Annotated in this window: 19 protein-coding genes and 1 pseudogene; 3 read left to right on the top strand and 17 right to left on the bottom strand. The window is 63.5% G+C overall.

All coding sequences use genetic code 11. From position 1 onward, the window contains the following. Nucleotides 1-129 precede the first annotated feature (129 nt). On the top strand, nt 130-924 hold the full coding sequence (locus tag AC0V7N_RS09305) for a hypothetical protein (RefSeq protein WP_475456665.1): 795 nt from the start codon (nt 130-132) through the stop codon (nt 922-924). Nucleotides 925-963: 39 nt separating this feature from the next. Here the strand turns inward: AC0V7N_RS09305 and ptsP are convergent, their stop codons facing one another. The 5 genes from ptsP to AC0V7N_RS09280 are packed head-to-tail and all read right to left on the bottom strand — an operon-like array spanning nt 964 to nt 5,671. After that, nucleotides 964-2,949: a phosphoenolpyruvate--protein phosphotransferase gene (ptsP, locus tag AC0V7N_RS09300; RefSeq protein WP_475456663.1), complete on the bottom strand. Its 1,986-nt coding sequence runs from the start codon at nt 2,947-2,949 to the stop codon at nt 964-966. A gap of 49 nt (nt 2,950-2,998) precedes the next feature. Then, nucleotides 2,999-3,379: a PTS glucitol/sorbitol transporter subunit IIA gene (locus AC0V7N_RS09295; protein ID WP_475456661.1), complete on the bottom strand. Its 381-nt coding sequence runs from the start codon at nt 3,377-3,379 to the stop codon at nt 2,999-3,001. Nucleotides 3,380-3,405: 26 nt separating this feature from the next. Continuing rightward, the gene (srlE, locus tag AC0V7N_RS09290; protein WP_475456659.1) at nt 3,406-4,404 is read right to left on the bottom strand and encodes a PTS glucitol/sorbitol transporter subunit IIB; all 999 of its coding nucleotides are present in this window, start codon (nt 4,402-4,404) and stop codon (nt 3,406-3,408) included. 16 nt (nt 4,405-4,420) lie between these two features. Beyond that, a complete protein-coding gene (srlA, locus tag AC0V7N_RS09285) occupies nt 4,421-5,182 on the bottom strand; it encodes a PTS glucitol/sorbitol transporter subunit IIC (protein ID WP_127279228.1) in 762 nt (253 codons plus the stop codon). Between the two features lie 51 nt (nt 5,183-5,233). Then, nucleotides 5,234-5,671 carry a transcriptional regulator GutM gene (locus AC0V7N_RS09280; protein ID WP_475456657.1) on the bottom strand — a complete coding sequence of 146 codons (438 nt, stop codon included), beginning with the start codon at nt 5,669-5,671 and terminating at the stop codon, nt 5,234-5,236. Between the two features lie 191 nt (nt 5,672-5,862). On the opposite strand from AC0V7N_RS09280, the gene AC0V7N_RS09275 reads away from it, so the two are divergent. Both AC0V7N_RS09275 and AC0V7N_RS09270 read left to right on the top strand, forming a co-directional pair. Then, nucleotides 5,863-6,504: a hypothetical protein gene (locus AC0V7N_RS09275; protein ID WP_475456655.1), complete on the top strand. Its 642-nt coding sequence runs from the start codon at nt 5,863-5,865 to the stop codon at nt 6,502-6,504. A 105-nt stretch (nt 6,505-6,609) separates the two neighbouring features. After that, nucleotides 6,610-7,284: an HAD family hydrolase gene (locus AC0V7N_RS09270; protein WP_475456653.1), complete on the top strand. Its 675-nt coding sequence runs from the start codon at nt 6,610-6,612 to the stop codon at nt 7,282-7,284. An 11-nt stretch (nt 7,285-7,295) separates the two neighbouring features. Here the strand turns inward: AC0V7N_RS09270 and AC0V7N_RS09265 are convergent, their stop codons facing one another. From AC0V7N_RS09265 to AC0V7N_RS09210, 12 genes and pseudogenes are all read right to left on the bottom strand, one after another. Further along, nucleotides 7,296-8,312 (bottom strand): DUF930 domain-containing protein, encoded by a 1,017-nt coding sequence (locus AC0V7N_RS09265; protein WP_496627805.1) that lies wholly within the window; start codon nt 8,310-8,312, stop codon nt 7,296-7,298. A 162-nt stretch (nt 8,313-8,474) separates the two neighbouring features. Next, nucleotides 8,475-9,629: a DUF930 domain-containing protein gene (locus tag AC0V7N_RS09260; RefSeq protein ID WP_475456651.1), complete on the bottom strand. Its 1,155-nt coding sequence runs from the start codon at nt 9,627-9,629 to the stop codon at nt 8,475-8,477. 105 nt (nt 9,630-9,734) lie between these two features. Next, nucleotides 9,735-10,478, bottom strand: a complete 744-nt coding sequence (locus AC0V7N_RS09255) for a 5'/3'-nucleotidase SurE (protein WP_475456649.1) — start codon at nt 10,476-10,478, stop codon at nt 9,735-9,737. Next, nucleotides 10,475-11,188 (bottom strand): hypothetical protein, encoded by a 714-nt coding sequence (locus AC0V7N_RS09250; protein WP_475456647.1) that lies wholly within the window; start codon nt 11,186-11,188, stop codon nt 10,475-10,477. Before AC0V7N_RS09250 ends, AC0V7N_RS09255 begins: the two co-directional genes overlap by 4 nt. 247 nt (nt 11,189-11,435) lie before the next feature. After that, nucleotides 11,436-11,639, bottom strand: a complete 204-nt coding sequence (locus tag AC0V7N_RS09245) for an MBL fold metallo-hydrolase (RefSeq protein WP_475456645.1) — start codon at nt 11,637-11,639, stop codon at nt 11,436-11,438. Beyond that, nucleotides 11,639-12,718, bottom strand: a complete 1,080-nt coding sequence (locus AC0V7N_RS09240) for an ABC transporter ATP-binding protein (RefSeq protein WP_475456643.1) — start codon at nt 12,716-12,718, stop codon at nt 11,639-11,641. The genes AC0V7N_RS09245 and AC0V7N_RS09240 overlap by 1 nt, the downstream gene beginning before the upstream one ends. Continuing rightward, nucleotides 12,706-14,409, bottom strand: a complete 1,704-nt coding sequence (locus AC0V7N_RS09235; RefSeq protein WP_496627804.1) for an ABC transporter permease subunit — start codon at nt 14,407-14,409, stop codon at nt 12,706-12,708. The genes AC0V7N_RS09240 and AC0V7N_RS09235 overlap by 13 nt, the downstream gene beginning before the upstream one ends. A 58-nt stretch (nt 14,410-14,467) precedes the next feature. Then, nucleotides 14,468-15,453, bottom strand: a pseudogene (locus AC0V7N_RS09230) (ABC transporter substrate-binding protein). 261 nt (nt 15,454-15,714) lie between these two features. Next, nucleotides 15,715-17,124 carry a pyruvate dehydrogenase complex dihydrolipoamide acetyltransferase gene (locus tag AC0V7N_RS09225; protein WP_496627803.1) on the bottom strand — a complete coding sequence of 470 codons (1,410 nt, stop codon included), beginning with the start codon at nt 17,122-17,124 and terminating at the stop codon, nt 15,715-15,717. A 3-nt stretch (nt 17,125-17,127) separates the two neighbouring features. Beyond that, nucleotides 17,128-18,126, bottom strand: coding sequence for an alpha-ketoacid dehydrogenase subunit beta (locus AC0V7N_RS09220; RefSeq protein ID WP_475456639.1), 999 nt, complete (start codon nt 18,124-18,126; stop codon nt 17,128-17,130). Beyond that, nucleotides 18,126-19,154, bottom strand: a complete 1,029-nt coding sequence (locus AC0V7N_RS09215; protein ID WP_475456637.1) for a thiamine pyrophosphate-dependent dehydrogenase E1 component subunit alpha — start codon at nt 19,152-19,154, stop codon at nt 18,126-18,128. Before AC0V7N_RS09215 ends, AC0V7N_RS09220 begins: the two co-directional genes overlap by 1 nt. Before the next feature lie 2 nt (nt 19,155-19,156). After that, on the bottom strand, nt 19,157-20,485 hold the full coding sequence (locus AC0V7N_RS09210; protein ID WP_475456635.1) for an NAD(P)H-dependent oxidoreductase: 1,329 nt from the start codon (nt 20,483-20,485) through the stop codon (nt 19,157-19,159). Nucleotides 20,486-20,702: the final 217 nt, after the last annotated feature.

Genomic DNA, 20,702 nt, shown 5'->3' with positions numbered 1-20,702 from the left:
GCCCGCTGTCGCCGATTCTGCGTGCTGGTCTAGTATCGCCTATTGATCTACCAATCGATAGGAACAATGTAGAGCTGGTGGCCGGCCCCTTGCTGGCCGCCCTCCATGGCACTTTCGAGGCGATCCGCGATGCTCCGACAAATCTCCGAAGACGTCCGCGTCAATTTGAAGGACCGGTTGCGGGAAGTCCGCGACATCATCCGCCAGAGCCGTCATGACGGCACCGGTGACGCCAGCGTCCTGCGCGAAGCGACCAGCCATCTGCCGCCGTTTCCGGGCAAGGGCATCGAAGGCTTGCTCAGCCATGCGGCCAGCGCGTTCGACGAGGCGCTGTCGATCGCCGAATCCTTTGTCCCGCATGAGCGCCCGATCAAGGTGGACGGCACGACCGTGAAAGGCCTCGGCACCTATTTCCCGGCCGGAAACGAAGAACGGCAGTTGAGCGCCGAACGCCTGTTCCGGCGCGACATGTACTATCTGACCAAGGCGGTGCTTGCCGGGCTGAAGATCGACAGTGCCCGCATTCATGAAGCCGATTTTGCTGCCGCGCATGCCACGATGCGCAAGCGTCATGGCGATCTGCTGGCCGCGTTGACCGCACCGGGTGCCGGACTGCAGGCGATCGCGGCCACCTGTGCGGCGCTGCTTGTCGAGTTGCTCAACCAGCGTCCGGTCCGCTTTGGCGAAGTCGCGCCGGAAATGGGCGGGGAACGGGCGCTCGACATAAGCTGCCTGGCGCCGGTCGTTCTGGCCTGCGGCCTGGCGACAACAGGGAGGGATGGCGCGCCGGAGCCGGACATGCTGGAGATCGCGATCCTGGCTGCCGATATCCGTCACGACCGCATCGTGCAGGCTTGCGGCAAGGCGACCCCGGTCGAGGAATTGACCCCTGTCTTTGCCACCTTGCTTGCCCACTTGCCATAACGCCCGGTTGCGCAAAACAAATAGAACGGCTGCGGAAACCTAATCTCCGGCGGCCATGGCCGTGATCGTCTTCTTGGCACGCTGGATCGAGGCCGGGCTCATCGAAAGCTCGGTCAGGCCCATCTCGATGAAGGCCGGGATCAGATCCGGTCGCCCAGCCGCCTCGCCGCACATGCCCACCATGATGCCGGCGGCGACGCCGGCTTTTGCCGTCAGCTCGATCGCCATCATGACCGCCGGATTGGTGACGTCGTTGAGCTTGGCCACGGTTGGGTTGAGCCTGTCGGCGGCCATGATGTACTGGGTCAGGTCATTGGTGCCGATCGAGAAGAAGGCCACCTCCTTGGCCAGCGCCGGGGCGATCAGCACGGCGGCCGGGGTCTCGATCATCACGCCGAGATCGAACGTCGCATGCGGCACGCCTTCGGCCGTGAGTTCCGCGGCGCATTCATCGACCAGTACGCGGGTGCGCGTGACTTCAGAAATATCCGACACCATCGGCAGCATCACCTTGATGTTGCCGTGCACGGCCGCCCTCAGCAGCGCCCTGAGCTGACGCTTGAAGATATCGGGCCGGTCGAGGCACATGCGGATACCGCGCCAGCCGAGGAAGGGGTTCTCCTCGTCGGGAAACTCGATGCCGGCAATCGGCTTGTCGCCGCCGATGTCGAGCGTGCGCACGATGACCGGATAGGACGCAAAGGCCTTGGCCAGCGCCGCGTAGGTCTCGGCCTGCATGTCCTCCGAGGGGAGATGCATGTGGCGCATGAACAGGAGTTCGGTGCGGAACAGGCCGACGCCCATGGCGCCGGCTTCCTGCGCCGCCTCGATTTCCTCCAGCGAGCCGATATTGGCCGCGACCTCGATCACCTTGCCGTCGGCGCGCTTCGGCGTCACTGTCTTGAAGGCGGTAAGGCCGGCACGCTCCTTCGCCGCCGCTTCGACACGGCCGGCGTAGTCGGCGCGCGTCGCCGCATCCGGGTCGATGATCACATGGCCGGTGTTGCCGTCGAGCGCCACGTCGCGCGCCGTGCGCAAGGCATTGACCTGGTCGCCAAGGCCCAGCACCGCCGGAATGCCGTGCGAGCGGGCGATGATGGCGATATGCGAGGTGGCGCCGCCATGGCCGCAAATCACCCCGCCAATGCGTTTCAGCGGCGCGCGCGCCAGATCCCAGGCGCCGATGTCGTCGGCGATGAGGATGGCGCCTTCGGGAATGTTTTCGAGGCTGACGTCGTCTTGGCCCAGCAGCACCAGGCAGATCTGCCGCCCGACGGCATGGACATCGTCCGCCCGCGCATTGAGGTAGTGATCGTCAACGGCGCTGAAATCGGCGGCGATGGTGGAAGCGGCGATGATGACGGCCGAAACCGCGTCATTGCCGCCCTTGATCGCCTTCTCGGCCTCGCCGGTCAGGCTGTCGTCGGCGGCGATATCCCTGAGTGCTGCGACGATGCCCCGATCCCCGGCCGACAGGCTGTCCTGCGCCAAGGCCCGATCCATGCGCGCCTGGACGACGGCGACGGCGGCACGGAACCTGTCGATCTCGCCGGCAATCTCGTCGGCCTGCAACACGCGCCCCTGTCCGGCGATCTCAGGAGGGAAATGCGCGAAGGCCGGCCCGATCGCGACACCCTCGCTTGCCGCGACACCGCGCAAGCCGTTTGATTCACCGAGTGCGGCCGGCATAGGCTGGGCAGCCGGCACCGCTGCCGCTTCCTGTCCGGCGTCGTTGGCCGGGCTCTGCGGCTCGGCTTCATCGTCGAGGCCCGCTTTCGGGTTCTCAAGATAGCCGATCAGCGCCTCAATGGCCTCGATGGCGTCGGCGCCGTTCGCCCGCACGGTGACTTCCTGGTTTTCCTTCACCGCCAGCAGCATCAGCTTGACGGAGCTCTTGGCGCTGACCGCCTTGCCGTCCTTGACCAGCTCGACATCGGATTCGAAGCCCTTGGCGAGCTTGACGAACCGCGTGGCGGGACGGGCGTGCAGACCTTCATGCACTCTGACGATGGTCGAGCGTTCCATGGCAATACTCTGGTTCTGGGCGCCAGCATAAGCTGTGGCGCGAATGCTGTCAGGCGACGATGGTGATGATCTCGCCAGTCTTCAGGGCGGCCACAAGCGCCTGTGTATCAACTTGCGATGCGCAGATTTCGCCCGGCCTCTCGGCCTCGGTGGCGCCGTTGAACGAGATGACCACGTGGCCCATCTCAAGCACCTTGCTCCACGCGCTGGAGCCGACGGCGGTTATAACAGCGGAAACCGGACCAAGGGTGATCGAAGCGCCCTTTTGAGGCGCTCCGTCACTGGGTCCCTGCTCCGTCTTGTGGAGCACGGAAACCTCGGCAAGCTCCGGCGGCGAGCCATCCGCAAACAGGATGACCACGCCCCCTTCGGCAAGATCCGCCACTTCGGGCCCGATGGCCGTGACCCGTGTTCTCAAAAGAACTGTCATATGGCGAACCTCATTTCATACTTTCCTTAAAACACGATCAGGCTGACGACCCAGGCGATCAGCACCGAGATGGGACCCATGATCTGACGGCTGATGAGCACCGCCGGAACACCGATTTCGATCGTCTTCGGCTTGGCTTCGCCAAGCGCGAGGCCGACGGGGACGAAGTCGCAGCCCACCTGGGTGTTGTAGGCAAACAGCGCCGGCAGGGCCATTGCCGGCGAAATCGTGCCATTGGCGATCTGCGGGCCAATGATGGCGACGCCGATGACCTGCGCGATGACAGCACCTGGCCCGAGGATAGGCGACAGGAACGGCAGGCCGCAAATGGCCGAGATGATCAGCAGGCCGACAATGTTGTTGGCCAGCGGACCCATCGGCTGGGCCAGCACGTCACCGATGCCGGTGTAGAGGATCAGACCGATGAGCATGGTCACGAAGGCCATGAACGGCAGCACGTTGCGAATGACCTGATCGATGGTGCGGCGACCGGCATTGAAGAAGATGCCGACGACCCGACCCATGATGCGGCCGATCGTGCTGATAAAGCCGATAAGACCACCCTCGCTGGGCAGCGCCGTCGGCGTCGTATTGTTATTGCTCGAACTCATCGCTGCTGCTCCCCCTGCAGTGGTGACCGTTTCGGACCCGTCCGCCATTGTGACGTTGGCCGGCTTCACGCCCGAAACGTAGATATCCTCGGTGATGAACTGGGCGAGCGGCCCAGACTGTCCGACCGGCGTCAGATTGACGGTCGGGATACGTTTGCGCGGATAAACGCCGCAGCGTGCGGTGCCACCGCAATCGACGACGACAACCGCCATCTCGCTTTCGATCGGCGGTGCCTTGAAGCCATCGACGGCTTCGGCGCCGGTCATGTCGGCGATGAGCTGTGCCACTGGATGAATGCCACCACCGGTGACGGACACAACCTTGCTGCGCTGTTCAGTCGGCTCGATCACGAGCGGACCACCCCAACCTGTCTTACCCCGGGAGATGCGTACTGCTTTGTATGTCTTGGCCATGATGTCCTCCCCGCCCTTACAGCTCGACGCCTTGACGGCGTGCCATGATGGCGGTGATGCGCTCGGTCAGCATGCCCTTGAGCAGGATGACGACGAGGCCGACAATGGCGTACCAGATCGCCACCTTGACGTGGTAACCGGCAACGACGGCACCCTTCTTTTCCAGTTCCAGCAACGCGACGAGAATGCCGCCCCAGACGAAATATTCGCCGGGGTTGATGTGCGGGAACAGGCCAAGCGGCGGGTGAACGTACGATACGGCCGCATCATAGAAGGCAGGCTTGTGCTTTTCTTCCAGGAACGAGCCAAACGTATAGGCCATCGGATTGGTGAGGAAGAACACCGCCAGCAGCGGCAGCAGCGTGTAGCGGGTCAGTGCGATGCGGCCGGCGCCGCGCGCCAGGCCATGCACGCGCTCTTCACCGACCAGTTCGGTGACGGCGTAGAAGGCGGTCATCAGCACCACCAGCGTCGGAATGATGCCGGTGACGAAGCCGGCGAACACTTCGCCGCCCTTCTGGAAGATGCCGATGAAATACTTGCCGATGGCGGTCAGCCAGCCAAGCTGCTCTTCCTGCTGGACGTCCTTCAGCTTTTCCTTGAACTGGTCGACGGTGATGGGTCCGCTGTCCGCTTGCGCCAGGACAACGAGATGATCGGAAGCATGCTCGACGGCGAGCTTGCCATGCAAAGCAGCATCCGAGACCATGGCACCTGCGACATGCAGATTGTGCACGGCCATGTCGGCATGCTGCGCCAACAACGAAAATACAGACATTTCTCCTCCTTATGCCGCCCGCCGGTTATCCCAGTCGGTGCGCGGCGTCCTCTAGGCCCTTGCTACGTTCAAACCGGATAGACCCGGCTTCTTCCCCGGCTCCGACCGTGTTTTGTCGATCTGTTCGATCGCCCGCTTCACGGCCTCGGCCACACCGGGTTCCCCCTCCCCCATGATCGCAGGGTTGGACCGGAGTCGATCGAGGGGAACACCCTCGAATTCTTCATGTCTTTTGAACTTGGTGAAGACGGACCGGCCGGTCATCACCATCAGGCGGCGCACAACCATGTCAGGTGTCACCACGACGAGCGCGATGGTCCCCTTGGCAAATCGGCCGCGAAAATTGCCGGCTCCGACAAAGCCGTCCTTGTACTGGTCGGTGACGCCCCGGAAGACATCCGAATAGTGCCGCATCTGCAGCCAGACGCCGAGCGACTGCAGCGCCCACACGATAACCAGCAGAAGCAGTCCCCACTGCCAAATCGCCATTCGGTTCTCCTCCCGAAGCCTCCGTTGAAGCCCACCTTGGACCGGCGCGCGACAACAGCAAAGTGAGAACATTTGTTTCCGCGAATGTCAATATGTATGATATTGGCCTCTGCCACGCCATCCACAGGACCGTCGGCTGATTTCAGCGGCGGCACGGCTGTGCTAGCCTGTCGTCAAACGGGATGCATGCAATGGAACTGCCCTTCAGGGATGAACTGGCCCTTATGCCCGACCTGCGCCACCGGTTGCGGCAGTTGCGCTGGTTTCGCGCTACTTTCCGCGGCAGCGCCAAGGTGGTCTCGGACACGTTCGGTGTGCGTTTCGAGATTGACGAGGCAAAGCTGACAAGGGCTTTTCTCGACTGGGTCGAGATCATGGAGGCGCAGAAGCGCTTCGCCGCGATAGACCGCGCCGACTTCATCGTCTTTGCCGCCGGCCTCGTGCTGCGTGAGTTGATCAAGCAGGCGCCAGCCAGGAAAATCTCCGGCCTCACCGATCTCATCGAAACGGACCAGAATGCCGGCACGCTGGAAATCATCCGCTTCTGGCCGGAAGGCTTCCTCTACACCAACTACTGCGTCTCGGTGATTTCAGCGATCTACGAGCAGGAATTCGGCACGGCGCCCAGCATCGACAAATGCGCCGACGACCTGCGCACCTGGTGGTCCTATCGCGAGAACGTGACCGAGATGCCGGCCTATGCCGTGGCTTTCCTCGACCGCTTCCTTGGCGCTGAGCCGAACTGGCTCACGCCGGACCGCGCACAGTCCCGGCAAGCCATGCAAAGGGCGCTCGAATCCACCCGCGCAAGCGATGCGCTGCGCCAGCTTTGACTGCTCACCGTTTCATGCCCAAGACGCGCTCAAGACATCGCACTATTGAACATTTGACTCTTTGTCGATAGCGATGTGCGAAATTTGACTTGAGGAGACAAGCGCGTGGCGCGACCAAGGCCTATCATTTTCGATTGTGACGGCGTTCTCGTCGACAGCGAGCCGCTGGCCGCCAGGGCTTATGAGCGCGTCTATGAAAAGCACGGCATGCCAGGCGTTCATGGCGGCATCATCGCCCAATGCGTCGGCATGAAGCAGTCCGACATCATCGTGCGGATCAGGGAATTGACCGGCCATCAGTTTCCCGCTGCCGCCGACGACGACATCTGGGCCGAGACCAAGGCGCTGTTCACCGAGGAATTGAAGCCGACGCTGGGGATCGCCGCATTTCTGGAAACGCTTGAAGGCGACCGTTGCGTTGCCTCGTCATCCTCGGTCGAGCGCATCAACCACAGCCTTGCCGTCACCGGGCTGGCGCATTTCTTCGGCGAGGCGATCTACAGTTCCTCGATGGTCAAGAACGGCAAGCCGGCACCCGACATCTTCCTGTTCGCCGCCGCCAGGATGGTCGCCAATCCGGCCGACTGCATCGTCATCGAGGATTCGCCCTTCGGCATCCAGGGCGCGGTCGCCGCCGGCATGACGGCGATTGGCTACACCGGCGGCGGCCATACCTATGCCGAGCATGGCGCGCGGCTGACGGCGGCGGGTGCCGATTTCGTCTGCGCCGATTGGCATGACGTTAGCCGGCAATTGGCCGGGCTCGGCGTTCCTGCTTAGGCTGGCAGAAACTAGAGAGGCCGCGGCCATTCGCTGCGTGGAAGCTCAGCGCCGACACGGAAGTCGAACGACAAGACCCTCTTCGCATCTGTATCGACCTCGCACCGGAAGCTCAGATGGTACCATGTCGTTGTGGTGCTGAAAGCGACATCCGAGCCGTCAACAATATTGCCCGCTTTCAGCGGAACAGATGGCACCCATTTGGGAAAATACGAGGCATCCAACAACTGCTGCTGCAACGCGTTGGCGCAAAGTATGGCAGCACGCTGACCGCGAGGCACCCCGTCCATCGCCGTCGTAGCGAGTGCATCGCTGGTAGCGCCTTGCGAGAACAACTGGCGAGCACCCGGTAGGCTCGAATGGTTCCGCGATGCAGCCTTCGAGACCTTTGAAGGGCCGGGCTTCGGCGTATTTGCCGGTTTGGGCTTTGGCGCTTCCGCCGACGTGGGGAGCTCGATCTCGCCCACGTCGGCGGCGGTAGCCGGTGGCGTGGGCTCTGCGGCTGTTTGCTCGTCGGCGTCGTGCGCTTCCGCCGACGCCGCGGATTTATCCTCCGCGGGCTTCGGCTCGACCGGCGGCTCCGAAGCGTCATCCTTGGCCGGCGCCGGCGAACTGTCCTGAGCGCTGGCCCCATCCGGGGATTTCCTCGGGCCGGTATCCTTGTCGCCGAACTGAAAGACAGGCTTCCAGGCCTCGACTGGCGGGGGCTTCTGTGCCTGCTTTTCCGGCGGAGGCGGCTTTTCAACCTTCTGCTCGGGTGGTTTTTCAACCTTCGGCTCCGGTGGCTTAGGAGCCGGCACGGGAGCAGGTTTCGGTTTCGGCTGATCGGGCGGCGGCACGAGCGCGACATCGACCGGCTGCTCCTCCTGCGGCTGTTGGGGAGGAATTGGCAGGCCATATATCAGGATCGCCGCGATAAGCACGTGCAGGATCAGCGATGCGGGGATGCCCCACAACAGATTCCGACGCCGTTCTCGTGCCTCGTCATTCATCCCGACCGATGTGGAATGAAATAGCGGCGGCTTCAAGCATAGGCATTGGATTTGCGCAATCTAGCCGCTGACAGCTTGTCGATTTGGATCACCACACCCCGGGCAACCCGACCAAGGCGCTAGGGCGACTTAACGAGCGGCGGCCCACGATCAGGCAGTTCGCCGCCGCCAGGACGGGTGCCAATCCGGCGCGCCGACCTAATTTAGCGGATACTTGGTGAATCCACGGCTGGCCCATTCGCCAGGTGGGATTGATGACCCGACACGGAAGTTGAAGGATAGGACCCTCGTCGCATCGGGGTCGACTTCACACCGGAAGTTTAGATTGTACCAGGTGTTTCTGGTGCTGAAGGCCGCCTGAGCAGGATTGAGAACATTGCCTTTGTCCAGCGTAATGGTTGGCACCCATTTGATCGAATAGTCGGCTGTTTGCAATTCCTGGCTCAGAACGTTGCCGCAGAGATTGGCCACGCGCTGACCGCGCGGCACGTTCTCCATGGAGCTTGTGGCGAACGCATTGCCGGTTGCGCCCTGCGAGTAAAGCTTTCTCACGCCCGGAAGCCCGGAATAGATCGGCGATCCTGCAACGTCGTTGTTGGTTGGATTTGACCTTCCAGCATTCCCGATCGGCGCCTTGAAGGCTCTTGCGGGTTTGAACGTCATTGTCTTGGCAGGTTTGGGCTTTGCCTTTCCAGTTGAGGCTGGAGGCGCCGGCTTGTCACCGGTCTCTGCCGCCAATGGCTTCGGCGTCACAACCGCTTGCTTTTCGGCGGGTTGCGGTGCCGGCTCCTGTTTGTCCGGCTGTTGTTTATCGGTGTCCTCGGTCGCTTGCTTTTCCTCGGTTTGCGCGGGCTTTTCGTCCGGCGCAACGGTGGCCGGCTTCTCGTCAGGCTTGATGGGCTCTGCCTTCTGCTGTGGCGTTGCTGCCGGGGTGGGCTGGGCCGGCGCGGGTGTCGGTGTTATAGGCGGCTTCGCCGCCTCATCCTTGGCCGGCGACGGCGTGTTGGGTTTAGCGCTGCTTCCGTCGAGTGATTTCTCCGGCCCGGTATCCTTCTGGCCATACTGAAAGACGCGCTTCAGAACCTGGTCGTCTCGCGGTTTCGGCGGTTCTGGAGGCGGCTTTTCAGCCTTCTTCTCAGGTCTCGGCTCGGGTGGCTTTGGAGCAGGTTTCGGCTTAGGCTTCTCGGGCGGCGGTATGATCGCGACATTGACGGGCTGTTCCTGCTGAACCGGCTGCTGCTCGGATTTCGGCACGCCAAAAAACAAGAACGTCGCGATCAAGGCATGCAGGATCAGCGATGCGGCCAAGGCCCATCGCCAATTGCGAAGCCATTCTCCTATCTTGCCGTTCATTGCGCCCGATGTGGAATGAAATAGCGGCAGCTTCAAGCATAAGGACAGGATTGGCGCAATTTGGCCGCTGACAGCTTGGTGATCTGGATGATCACGCGCAGAAGGTCAGCCCAGAATCTCGGCCATAAACCGTTCGTCCAGCCGCGTTTCGCCAAACCAGTTCAGCCGGTTGATGCTGACGAAGCCGGCATCGATCGCGTCGTTTTCATCCCCCGGTTCACTGGCATGAGCCCGCCCGCGCGGCACGGTGATGACGGTGCGATCGCCGTCGCTTTCCACGATTTCGGCACTGCGGCCGATCTTGTCGCGGCCGATGCGCGGCTGCCGGATTCCGGCCGGCAGCGCGGTCGGCAGGTTGACGCTGAGCCAATGGCCCTCCGTCGCCCAGTCGGTGCGCGACTGCCATAGCGAGGCGATCAGCGCGCCGAGCCATTGGTCGTCGCCGTCGGTGAGATCAGGATTTTTCACCCGCGAAAAACCGATCGCCGGAACGCCCCAGAAGGTGGACTCCCGGGCAATGCCGAGCGTGCCGGAATAGGCAAGGTCCTCGGCAACGTTGCGGCCGTCATTGACGCCCGCCAGCACCAGATCTGGTTTCTTCGCATCGGCAAACAGCCACGTCATGGCGCTCACCACGCAATCGGCGGGGGTGCCGGAGCACGAATACCAGTTCGTCTTGACGCGCCGCATCGTCAACGGCCTGGCGATCGTCAGCGACGAGCCGGCAGCGGTGCGCTTGCCATCGGGCGCGACCACCCAGATGTCGTCGCTAAGGCCGGTGACCGCGTTGACGAGTCGGGCAAGCCCCGGCGCGTCGATGCCGTCATCGTTGCAGATCAGAATTCTCATTGTTTGTTCCCTTGCGGCACCGTGATGCGCTGGCCGGTACGGCATTGCGTGCGCAGTGATGGGATGTGACTTTTGAGGTCATCGAGAAGATGGGTGGTGCAGGAATGGCCCAGCGCTTCAGGCCGTCCTGCCTTCTCCCAGATATCGACATTGCCCGAAAGCGTCGGATGGGTGGGCATACGCACCCAGTCCGCCCGTCCGGCTCGGTGCAGGAGATCGCCCGGAGAACCAGCCGGCAAATGTCCGGTGAGCAGCACCGGAAACCCGGCATCGTCGGCACGCGGCAACAGCCGCGACGATGGGCCAGCCTCACCCATGCCGTCATCGGCCAGTAACGGCAGCGACGGCAGGGGATCGGCATCGGCCCAGTCGGCGGCACTTGCCAAACGGGCACGCAGAAGCTCGGAAATATCAGGCAACAAGGCCGCCGTGGCGCCGATCTGCGCTTCCAGCGACGCACGCATGCCGGCATGGATGGCGAACGGCCCCGGCAAGGCCGCGATCAATTCCAGCGACCGGCCCGACAGCGGCGTCGGCAAAAGACATCCCCGCGGATGCCGCGCCACCCATTCAGAAATTTCCCGCGCCCGAACAGCCCCCGGCACGGGATCGGCGCCGTAGGAGGCATCGAAGACCAGAAGATCGCAGTGTGGGATCGTGTCCATGACGAACACATGGCTGTCCGGCACCACATCGGCGGAATGGACCATGCGGCTTTTCCGTCATCAACAGCGAACCAGACGCCGCCCACGACATGCCCGGACCGCCCGGTCCTGATCGTGAGAGTGCCGCTCTTTAGCGTGTCGCCGGGTTCGAAAATCTCGACGCGATCATTCGGCAGCGGAAAGCGCCTGAAATCCTCCGGCTCGGCATAGGCGGCAAGCGTGGCCGGCGCCTCGTCGCGCGTCTCGGCCGTCATGAAGATCGGGCCGGCATAGCCGCGCGACAACAGCCAGCTCAGAGCGCCGACATGATCCTCAAGGGCGTGCGAAACAAAGCCGCATCGATATCGGTGATCGACCCGTCGAGGGCCGGATAGTATTCCGCCCCGAAGGCGCCGACCTTGATGCCGATATCGAGCAGGATGCGGTCGCCACCGCTGTTGACGGCGAGGCTGGTGCGGCCCTTTTCGCCAAAGCCGCCAAGCAGGTCCAGCATCATCACGCGGCTGCTGCCGCAGCCGGGATCAGCCAGCCGGACCTTATCCGCAGCCGTGCCTGGGCTCCGCTCTCCAGCAAGACCGGGTCTGGCTGCTCGAAATGCAAGGTGAGATCGGGACCGGCGGCAGGCGTAAATTCGATGCGTACGGCGCCCCCCTGGTAGATCACCCGCTTGACGAGACCATCGAAGCCCGGACCATCCGGCGAGACATCAAGATCCGCCGACCTGCAGCATATCTTTCCGCCGGTGCGCGGCCGCTCGCCGGGCCGGCAGCGGACCACCAGCTCGGTGCCGAGTACCTTGACTTTGCAATGGCCGTCTTCCTCGCTTGTCAAGACGTCGGCTGGCAGCAAGATGCCTTGCGAGATGAAGGAGGCCACCATCTCATTTGCCGGCTCATGATAGAGCTCGCGCGGCGTCGCGAGTTGCGCCAAGCGTCCATGGTCCATCACCGCAATACGGTCGGCCAGCGCCATCGCCTCGGCCTGATCATGGGTGATGTAGACGATGGTCGTGCCCGTGCGCTTGTGGAAGGCGGCGAATTCATCCTCCATCGAAGCCCTGAGGTGGACGTCGAGATTGGCAAGCGGCTCGTCGAACAGCACCAACGACGGCGCGGCGACAAGGCAACGTGCCAAGGCCACGCGCTGGCGCTGGCCGCCGGAGAGATTGGCGGGCCTGCGGTCGCCCAGCCCCTGCAGATTGACCAAAGCGAGCGCACCTTCCACTTTCTGGCGCGCGACAGCCTTGTCGAGCTTTGCCACCTTCAGCGAATAGCCAATGTTTTCGGCAACCGTCATGTGCGGCCACAGCGCGTAGTTCTGGAAGACGATGCCGACGCGCCGCTTTTCCGGCGCGACGCTGCCGCCGCTGTTCGAAACGACATCACTGCCGATGCGGATTTCGCCCGAGGTCACTTTCTCGAAGCCGGCGATGAGCCGCAGCAACGTCGTCTTGCCGCAGCCCGAGGGACCGAGCACCGCCAGGAACTCGCCGTCAGCGACGTCGATCGAGACATCCTTGACCGCATCGAAGTCAGCGAAGCTCCTGGTCACATGGTCGAGGCTCAATCGCGCCATGGCAGCACTCCGCTCGGAAGGTAGGGGGCAAGCAGATTGGTCACCAGCATCAGCACGAAGGTGACCGCGACCGTGATGACCGACATTGCTGCCGCGTAGTTGGAATCGCCGCCCTGTTCGAAGGAGAACATCACAACGCCGATTGTTTCCGAGCCCGACGACCACAGCAGTGCCGAGACGGTGAGTTCGCTGAGCGCCGTCATGAAAATCAGCAGGCCACCGGCGATCGCCGCCGGCGCGACCAGTGGAAAGATGATGGTGCGCATGCGTGTGAACAGGCCGGCGCCCGCCACCTGCGCCGCCTCTTCCAGCGCCCGGTCGATCTGGTGATAGCCGCTGATGGTCGGCCGCAGCGCCAGCACCAGGAAACGGGCAAGGTAGGCGTAAAGGATGATCCAGACCGTGTTGTAGAGCTGGATGCCGGTCAGCGGGATCGGCCGCAGGAACAGCAGCAGCGAAGCGATCGCCAGCACCACGCCCGGCAAGGCATAGGGCAGTTCGACAGCCAGGTTGAGCAGCCGCACCCAGCGCTGCTTGCCCCAGGCGATGAGGTAGCCGACCGGCACGGCGACGATGACCGCGAAGAATGCGGCCGCGATCGACAGCCAGAAGCTGTTGAAGAAGGCGCGGTTGGCGGCGTCATGCTCGAACAGCACGAAGCGGTAATTGTCGAGCGTCACGGTCCTGGCGGTGAGTGCGATGCCGTAGCCCGGCACCAGCGAGGTCAGCACCAGCCCAAGCATCGGCAGGAACAGCACCAGCAGGATCAGCAGCCACATGCCGGCCTGGACGATCGGGCGCCAGCGGCCAAGCTCGTAAGGTTCGGCGGGCAGCGATGTCGAAGAGATGCGGTAGTCGCGGCGGCGGCTCATCAGTTCCTGCGCGAGGATGCCGGCCATGGCGATGACGCCGATCAGCACCGACAGGAACGCGGTTTCGCCGAGCACCGCCGGACCTCCGCCCGCCAGCCGCTGATAGATGAGTGTCGGCAGCACCAGATAGTTGGCGGGAATGCCGAGAAAGGCTGGAATGCCGAAATTGCCGACGCAGGAGACAAAGGCCAGTGCGGCCGCCGCCATGATCGACGGCGTCATCAGCGGCAAGACAATGGTGACCAGGACGGTGAACCAGCCGGCACCGCCGGCGCGTGCGGCCTCGACCAGTTCGCGCGGCAGCTTGCGCAGGCCGGCGCGCACCAGCAGGAAGACCAGCGGGCCATACTGCACGCCGAGCAGCAGGATGATGCCGGAGGTCGAATAGAGCGGGTTCTTCGTGCCGAGCGGCGGTGCCGCGCCGAAAAGCTTGAGGAACGGGCTTGCCGGGCCGAACAGTTGCAGCCAGGCCAGCGCCGTCACCTGCGGCGCGATCATCAGCGGCATGACGTAGCAGAGCACCAGGGCGCCGCGGCCGCGTATGTCGGTCAGCGAGACCAGCACCGCCACCAGCGTTCCCGACAGTACGGCAAGCAAGGTGCCGCCGATGCCGACGACCAGCGTATGCCAGGTCGCGATCCAGGTCGCCGGGCTTCTCAGCCCGGCCGCAATGGCGACCGTCGACAAGGTGCCGCCAGGTGCCACGATCTCCTTGATCAGGCGCAGCATTGGCAGCAGCGAAAGCAGCACGATGACGACGGCCACCGCCGCCGTCAGGGCCATTTCCTGGCCCCGGCTTTCCCTGATGCGTGTCGACATGGTTGTGTTTCCTGAGGTCCGGGATGCCGCCGAAACGGCATCCCGCGTGATTCTCGGCTCAGCCGCCGAACAGTTCCTGGAACTTCGCCTTGTCGGCGTCGGTCTTGGCGACGATCGCCTTGGTGTCGAACGGCATCACCTTGATCTTGACGCCTTCCGGCAGCCAGTCGGGGCGGCCCACCGAGGCGCGCGCCGGCAGGTAACCCATGGACAACGCCAGCTTCTGGCCCTCATCCGACAAATGAAGTCGACGAACTTCTTGGCGCCGTCGACATTCCTGGCGGTCTTCATGATGGCGACCGGTTCGGTCACCGCCGGCACGCCCTCGCTGGGGAACACGAACTCGACCGGCGACCCCTTCTTCTTGGCGTTCATCGCCATGAAGTCGACCAGGATGCCATAGGGCTTCTCGCCCGATGCCACCGACTTCAGCACCGCGCCATTGCCGCGCACGCTGACGGTGTTGTTGGTCTTCAGCTTCTGGAAGAAATCCCAGCCATAATTGGTATCACCGGCGAAGCCCGAAAGCAGATAGGCCGCGGCACCCGAATAGAGCGGGCTCGGCATGACCAGGCCATCGGCATAGGCGGGCTTGGCGAGATCGGCCCAATGTTCCGGCTTTTGCGCGGCCGCGGTGTTGTAGACGATGCCGGTGGTGATCAGCTTGCTGCCGAAATAGGTCTTGCCGGAATCATAGGCATCCGCCTCGATGCCATCGAGCTTGGCCTCGGCATAAGGCAGCAGCCGGTCGTCCTTCTTCAACAGCTCCATCGAGACCGCATCGGCGATCAGCAGCACGTCGGGCTGCGGGCTGCCTGCCGCGAACTCGGCCGCCATCTTGGTCAGGATGTCGCTGGTTCCCGAGCGATAGATGGTCACGTCGATGCCGGGCTGCGCCTTCTTGAAGGCGTCCACGGTCTTGGCCGCGTCCGCTTCCGGCTGCGATGTATAGAGCGTCAGAGTTTCGGCACTTGCCACGCCGGCAAACAAAGTTGCCGCGAGCGCCAGCTGGCTGGCCAGCAGCTTGATGAGTAGCGTCTTCATGAGACCTCCTGTCTTGTCTGTGCATGAACGGTCCGACCCTGGCCGGCTCCCCGTCCCTTCCTCCCTGCACGGCGCATATGACTGGTGGATGACAGCGCACATGCGCGATCAGATCAAGCGGCAGCTTGGCATGAAATGCTGTCGCGGCACGGCAAGAGGGCCCGCGGAATTGGCCTTCCGCGAGCCTGATGACCATTGTGACCGCCGATACCTGGCGCAAATGGGCGCCAGGAACTATGTTTCCCGACGCCTCGAGTGCTCTTAGACCAGCATGCCCATCGGGTTCTCGATCAGTCGCCTGAAGGCGACCAGCAGTTCGGCACCGAGTGCTCCATCGACGGCGCGATGGTCCGTCGACAGGGTCACCGACATGACAGTCGCGATCTTGATCTCGCCGTTCTTGACCACCGCCCGCTCTTCGCCCGCACCGACCGCCAGGATCGTCGCATGCGGTGGGTTGATGACGGCGGCAAAGTCCTTGATTCCGAACATGCCGAGGTTCGACACCGCCGTGGTGCCGCCCTGATACTCTTCCGGCTTCAGCTTGCGGCTGCGGGCGCGGCTCGCCAGATCCTTCATCTCGTTGGAGATGGTGGACAGCGTCTTTTCGTCCGCATGCCGAATGATCGGCGTGATCAGGCCGCCGGGGATCGACACGGCAACGCCGACATCGGCATGCTTGTGCTTGACCATGGCGCTTTCGGTCCATGAGGCATTGGCATCCGGCACCGCCTTCAGCGCCATCGCCATGGCCTTGATCACCATGTCGTTGACCGACAGCTTGTAGGCAGGCGCCTCGCCCTTGTCGGTCTTCCTGACGGGAGCCGCCGCGTTGATCTGCGTGCGCAATGCCAGGAGCGCGTCGAGTTCGCAGTCGAGCGTCAGGTAGAAATGCGGAATGGTGGTCTTGGCCTCGACGAGGCGCCGCGCGATGGTCTTGCGCATATTGTCGTGCGGGACGAGTTCGTAGGAGCCGCGTTCGAAGAGGCGCAACACGTCCCCCTCCCCTTTGAGGGGAGGGTGGCCGGCCGCAGGCCGGTCGGGTGGGGTCGGTTCGACCGGACTCGGCGCCAGGGCGGTGCCGGATTGGGAGGTGCCTTCTGAAACGACCCCCTCCGTCCGCTTCGCGGACACCTCCCCCTCAAGGGGGGAGGAAAGTGCGGCGTCGATATCGGCCTTTACAACACGGCCGTATGGACCGGTGCCTGATAGGGTTGAGAGGTTGAGCCCCGCCTCACGGGCCAGACGCCGAGCCAAAGGCGTCGCGCGGGTTTTCCCCTCCCCCTCGAGGGGAGGGTGGCCGGCCGAAGGCCGGTCGGGAGGGGTCGGTTCGACCGGGCTCGGCACCAAGGCGGAGCCTTCTGAGGTGACCCCCTCTGTCGGCTTCGCCGACATCTCCCCCTCGAGGGGGGAGATAGGCGCGTAAGCCTCGCCATCGGCATAGATCCAGGCCACGGGCGCGCCGACCGGAATGTCGACACCTTCCTTGCCAGTCACGTCACGCAGCACGCCGCTGGCCGGCGCATCGATCTCCATCGCTGCCTTGTCGGTCTCGATCTCGAACAACACATCGCCCTTCTTGACCCGGGCGCCCTCCTCGGCGAACCAGCGCGAGATTTGTCCGGTCGCCATGTCCATGTCGACCTTGGGAAGAATGACTTCGGTCGGCATGTCTCAGCGGACCCCTTTCACGAGGTCGCGCGCGGCGGTGATGATGTCGGGAACCTGCGGCACCGTCGCTTTCTCCAGCTCCGGATTGTAGGGGATCGGCGTCTCCGCGCCGCCGAGCCGCACAATCGGTGCGTCGAGATAGTCAAACGCCTCGCTCTCGGCGATCATGGCGCTGACTTCGGCGCCGATGCCCAGCGTCTTGACTGCTTCGTAGACGCACATCAGCCGCGACGTCTTCTTGACGCTGTCGATGACGGTCTGCTTGTCCATCGGCCGGATGGTCCTGAGGTCGACGACTTCGACGTCGATGCCTTCGGCTTCCAGCGTAGCGGCGGCGTCGAGCGCCTTCTGCACCATGATCGAGGTGGCGACGATGGTGAGATCGCGGCCCTCGCGGCGGATGTCGGCCTTGCCGATCGGCACCGTATAGTAGCCTTCGGGCACCGGACCTTTCATCTTGTAGAGCAGCTTGTGCTCGAAGATCATCACCGGATCGGGATCGGCGACCGCCGCCAGAAGCATGCCCTTGGCATCATAGGGCGTCGCCGGCTGGATGACCTTCAGGCCCGGCACATGTCCGAGCCAGGCTTCCAGGCTCTGGCTGTGCTGCGCGGCAGCACCCGTGCCGGAGCCGGCGGGAAAGCGCATCACCACGGGCACCGAAACCTCGCCCCCCAGCATGAAGCGCATCTTGGCCGCCTGGTTGACGATCTGCTCCATGGCAAGCGTGGCGAAATCGGAAAACTGGAACTCGAAGATCGGCCGCATGCCGGTAAGCGCCGCACCCACCGCGACGCCCGCGCCACCCAGTTCCGAAATCGGCGTATCGATGACGCGCCCCGTGCCAAAGCGTTCGACCAGATCGCCGGTGACCTGGAAGGCGCCGCCATAGACGCCGATGTCCTCGCCCATCAGGAAGACGCGTTCATCCACATCCATGGCGATCGCCATGGCTTCCTGGATCGCCTGGGCGTAGCTCAGTTCACGCACCATCGCGTCCATCACGCCTGCTCCGTATACACGTAATTTCCGGTCTCGCTGACATCGGGCGACGGGCTCGCCTTGGCGAATTCGATGCCGTCGGCGATCTCCTGCGCCACCGCGTCGCGGATGGCCTCGATGCCCTTGTCGTCGATGAAGCCGAATTCCCGCAGCTCGTTCTCGAACAGCGTGATCGGGTCGCGGTTCGACATCCAGTCCTCGATCTCCTCCTTGGTGCGATAGCGGTTGCGGTCGCTCTTGGAATGGCCGCGATGGCGATAGGTCTTGGATTCGATCAGCGTCGGCCCCTCGCCGGCGCGGGCACGCTCGACGGCCTTGTAGGACGCCTCGGCGACCTCTGAAAAGATGTTGCCGTTGACGATGACGCCCGGCATCGAATAGGCGGCGGCGCGGTCGGCGATGTTCTTCACCGCGGTCGAGCGGGCGGTCGATGTCGACATGCCGTAGCCATTGTTCTCGCAGACGAAGATGACCGGCAGCTTCCAGACCGCCGCCATGTTGAGCGCCTCGTGGAAGGCGCCCTCATTGTTGGCGCCGTCGCCGAAGAAGGAGACAACGACCTTGCCCGTCTTCATCATCTTGGAGGAAAGTGCCGCGCCGACGGCGATCGGAATGCCGCCGCCAACAATGCCGTTGGCGCCGAGATTGCCCTTGGCGACATCGGCAATGTGCATCGAGCCGCCACGGCCCTTGCAGTAGCCCGTGGTCTTGCCGAAGAACTCGGCGAACATGCGCTTCACCTCGGCGCCCTTGGCGATGCAGTGGCCATGGCCGCGATGCGTCGAGGTGATCTGGTCATCCTCGCCAAGCGGCATGCAGATGCCCATGGCGCTGGCTTCCTGGCCGATCGACAGATGCATGGTGCCGTGGATCAGGCCACGCGTGTAGCTTTCTTCCGCGCCCTCTTCGAAGCGGCGGATGAGGTACATCTTGTAAAGCACCTCTCTGAGCTGCTCGGCGCTGTACTGGCGATAGACGAAAGGCAGGTTGGCGCGACTGTCGGCGACGGCTTTGCTGGCCCCGGCCATGATCAGGCTCCCACGGTTCCGTAGACGAGTTTGTCCTGGCGGGCACGCAGTTCGGCGATCTTGGAGCCCGGCGCCGGAGCGGCATTGGCATAGGTGATGAGCTCGCCCTTCTTGATCGGCGCGGTGACCGAGCCGCCTTGCAGCAGGCCGCAAGGGATGGCCTTGGCGGCATGCGCTTCCGGCGCCGTCATGATCCAGGCGCGGTAGCAATATTCGCCGATCGCATCGAGCTTCTCGCCGGGCTGCATGTCCTTCTTGGCCACCGCAGCGACCTCAGCCACCGGCTTTGCCAGCGGCACCATGTCGGCCTTGCCGTAGAGCACGACGCGCGCGCAAGTCAGCGGCACTTCGAGCGACGTCAGGTGATAGGGGCGATGGAAGGTGAAGTACGGGCCCTTGCCCATCTTCAGATCTTCCATGCGCTCCGAAATGCGCGGATGCGACATGTCGGCGACGACGAAGACGCCGGGCGCAACGCCCTTGCCGATCGAATAGTCGACGACGCCGACCTTCGACAGCACGCCGCCATCCTTCTGCGGCACCAGCACCTTGTTCAGTTCGCCGAGCGTCGCGGCCGGGCCATGCATGCCGGCCTTGTCGGGCACCAGCCCGGTGGCGTTGGCGATCGCCGCCATCTCGACCATGGTCTTCGAGCCGTCGACGAATTCGACCAGCATGCGCACATTCATGTGCCGGCGCCTGGCCTCTTCCTCATAGGCGGGCGGGGTGGCGTCGATGTTGAGCGGGTTGTTCTTGCCCTTGCCGGCGGCGACGATCGGATGGCCCATCGCCGAGACGAATTCGATCAGTTCCATGCAGGAGGACGGCTCGTCGCCGGCGCCGAGCGAATAGGTGACGCCGAGCCGGTCGGCTTCGGCCTTGAGGTAGGCGCCGATGGTGACGTCGGCCTCGACATTCATCATCACCAGATGCTTGCCATGCTCCATGGCGCGCAAGCCGATCTCGGCACCGACGGCGGGAACGCCGGTCGCGTCGATCACCACGTCGATCAGATCATTGTTGATGACCAGGCTGGCGTCGTTGGTCACCGCGACCTTGCCGGCCTCCATGGCAGCCGTCATCGCCGAGGCGTTCGACACTTCGCGCGTATGCCCGGTTTCCTGGAAGGCGATGTCTACCGCCTTGCTGGCCGCCGGCAGGTTCAGTTCCGAGATCGCGCCGATCTCGATGCCGGACATATGGGCGACGCGGGTGACGATGTCGGTTCCCATCTCGCCGGAGCCGATCAGGCCGATGCGGATGGGCTTGCCCGACTTGCCGCGTTCCTCGAGATCGCGGGCAAGGCCCGTCAACGAAACATTGGAAGCCATACCGCTCATTCCTCCCACATTGCAGGCTTGTTCATTCGCTTGACGGGTATTGAACATCTGTATTTCTGTCAAGACTAATGTCCAATTTCATGTGCTTTTTGGCGCCCTTTCGCGGAGACCGGATATGCGCCAAAAACATCGTGAAGGGCGGCAACGGGCAGGCGCGCGCGGAGAAGCGATCGCCGGGATATGATCCTTGGCGCACGGGAGATGCGCG

The sequence above is a fragment of the Mesorhizobium kamtschaticum genome, from assembly GCF_056174585.1.
Note: the sequence above shows the minus strand (reverse complement) of the source record. Positions and strands in the feature narration are given on the sequence as shown.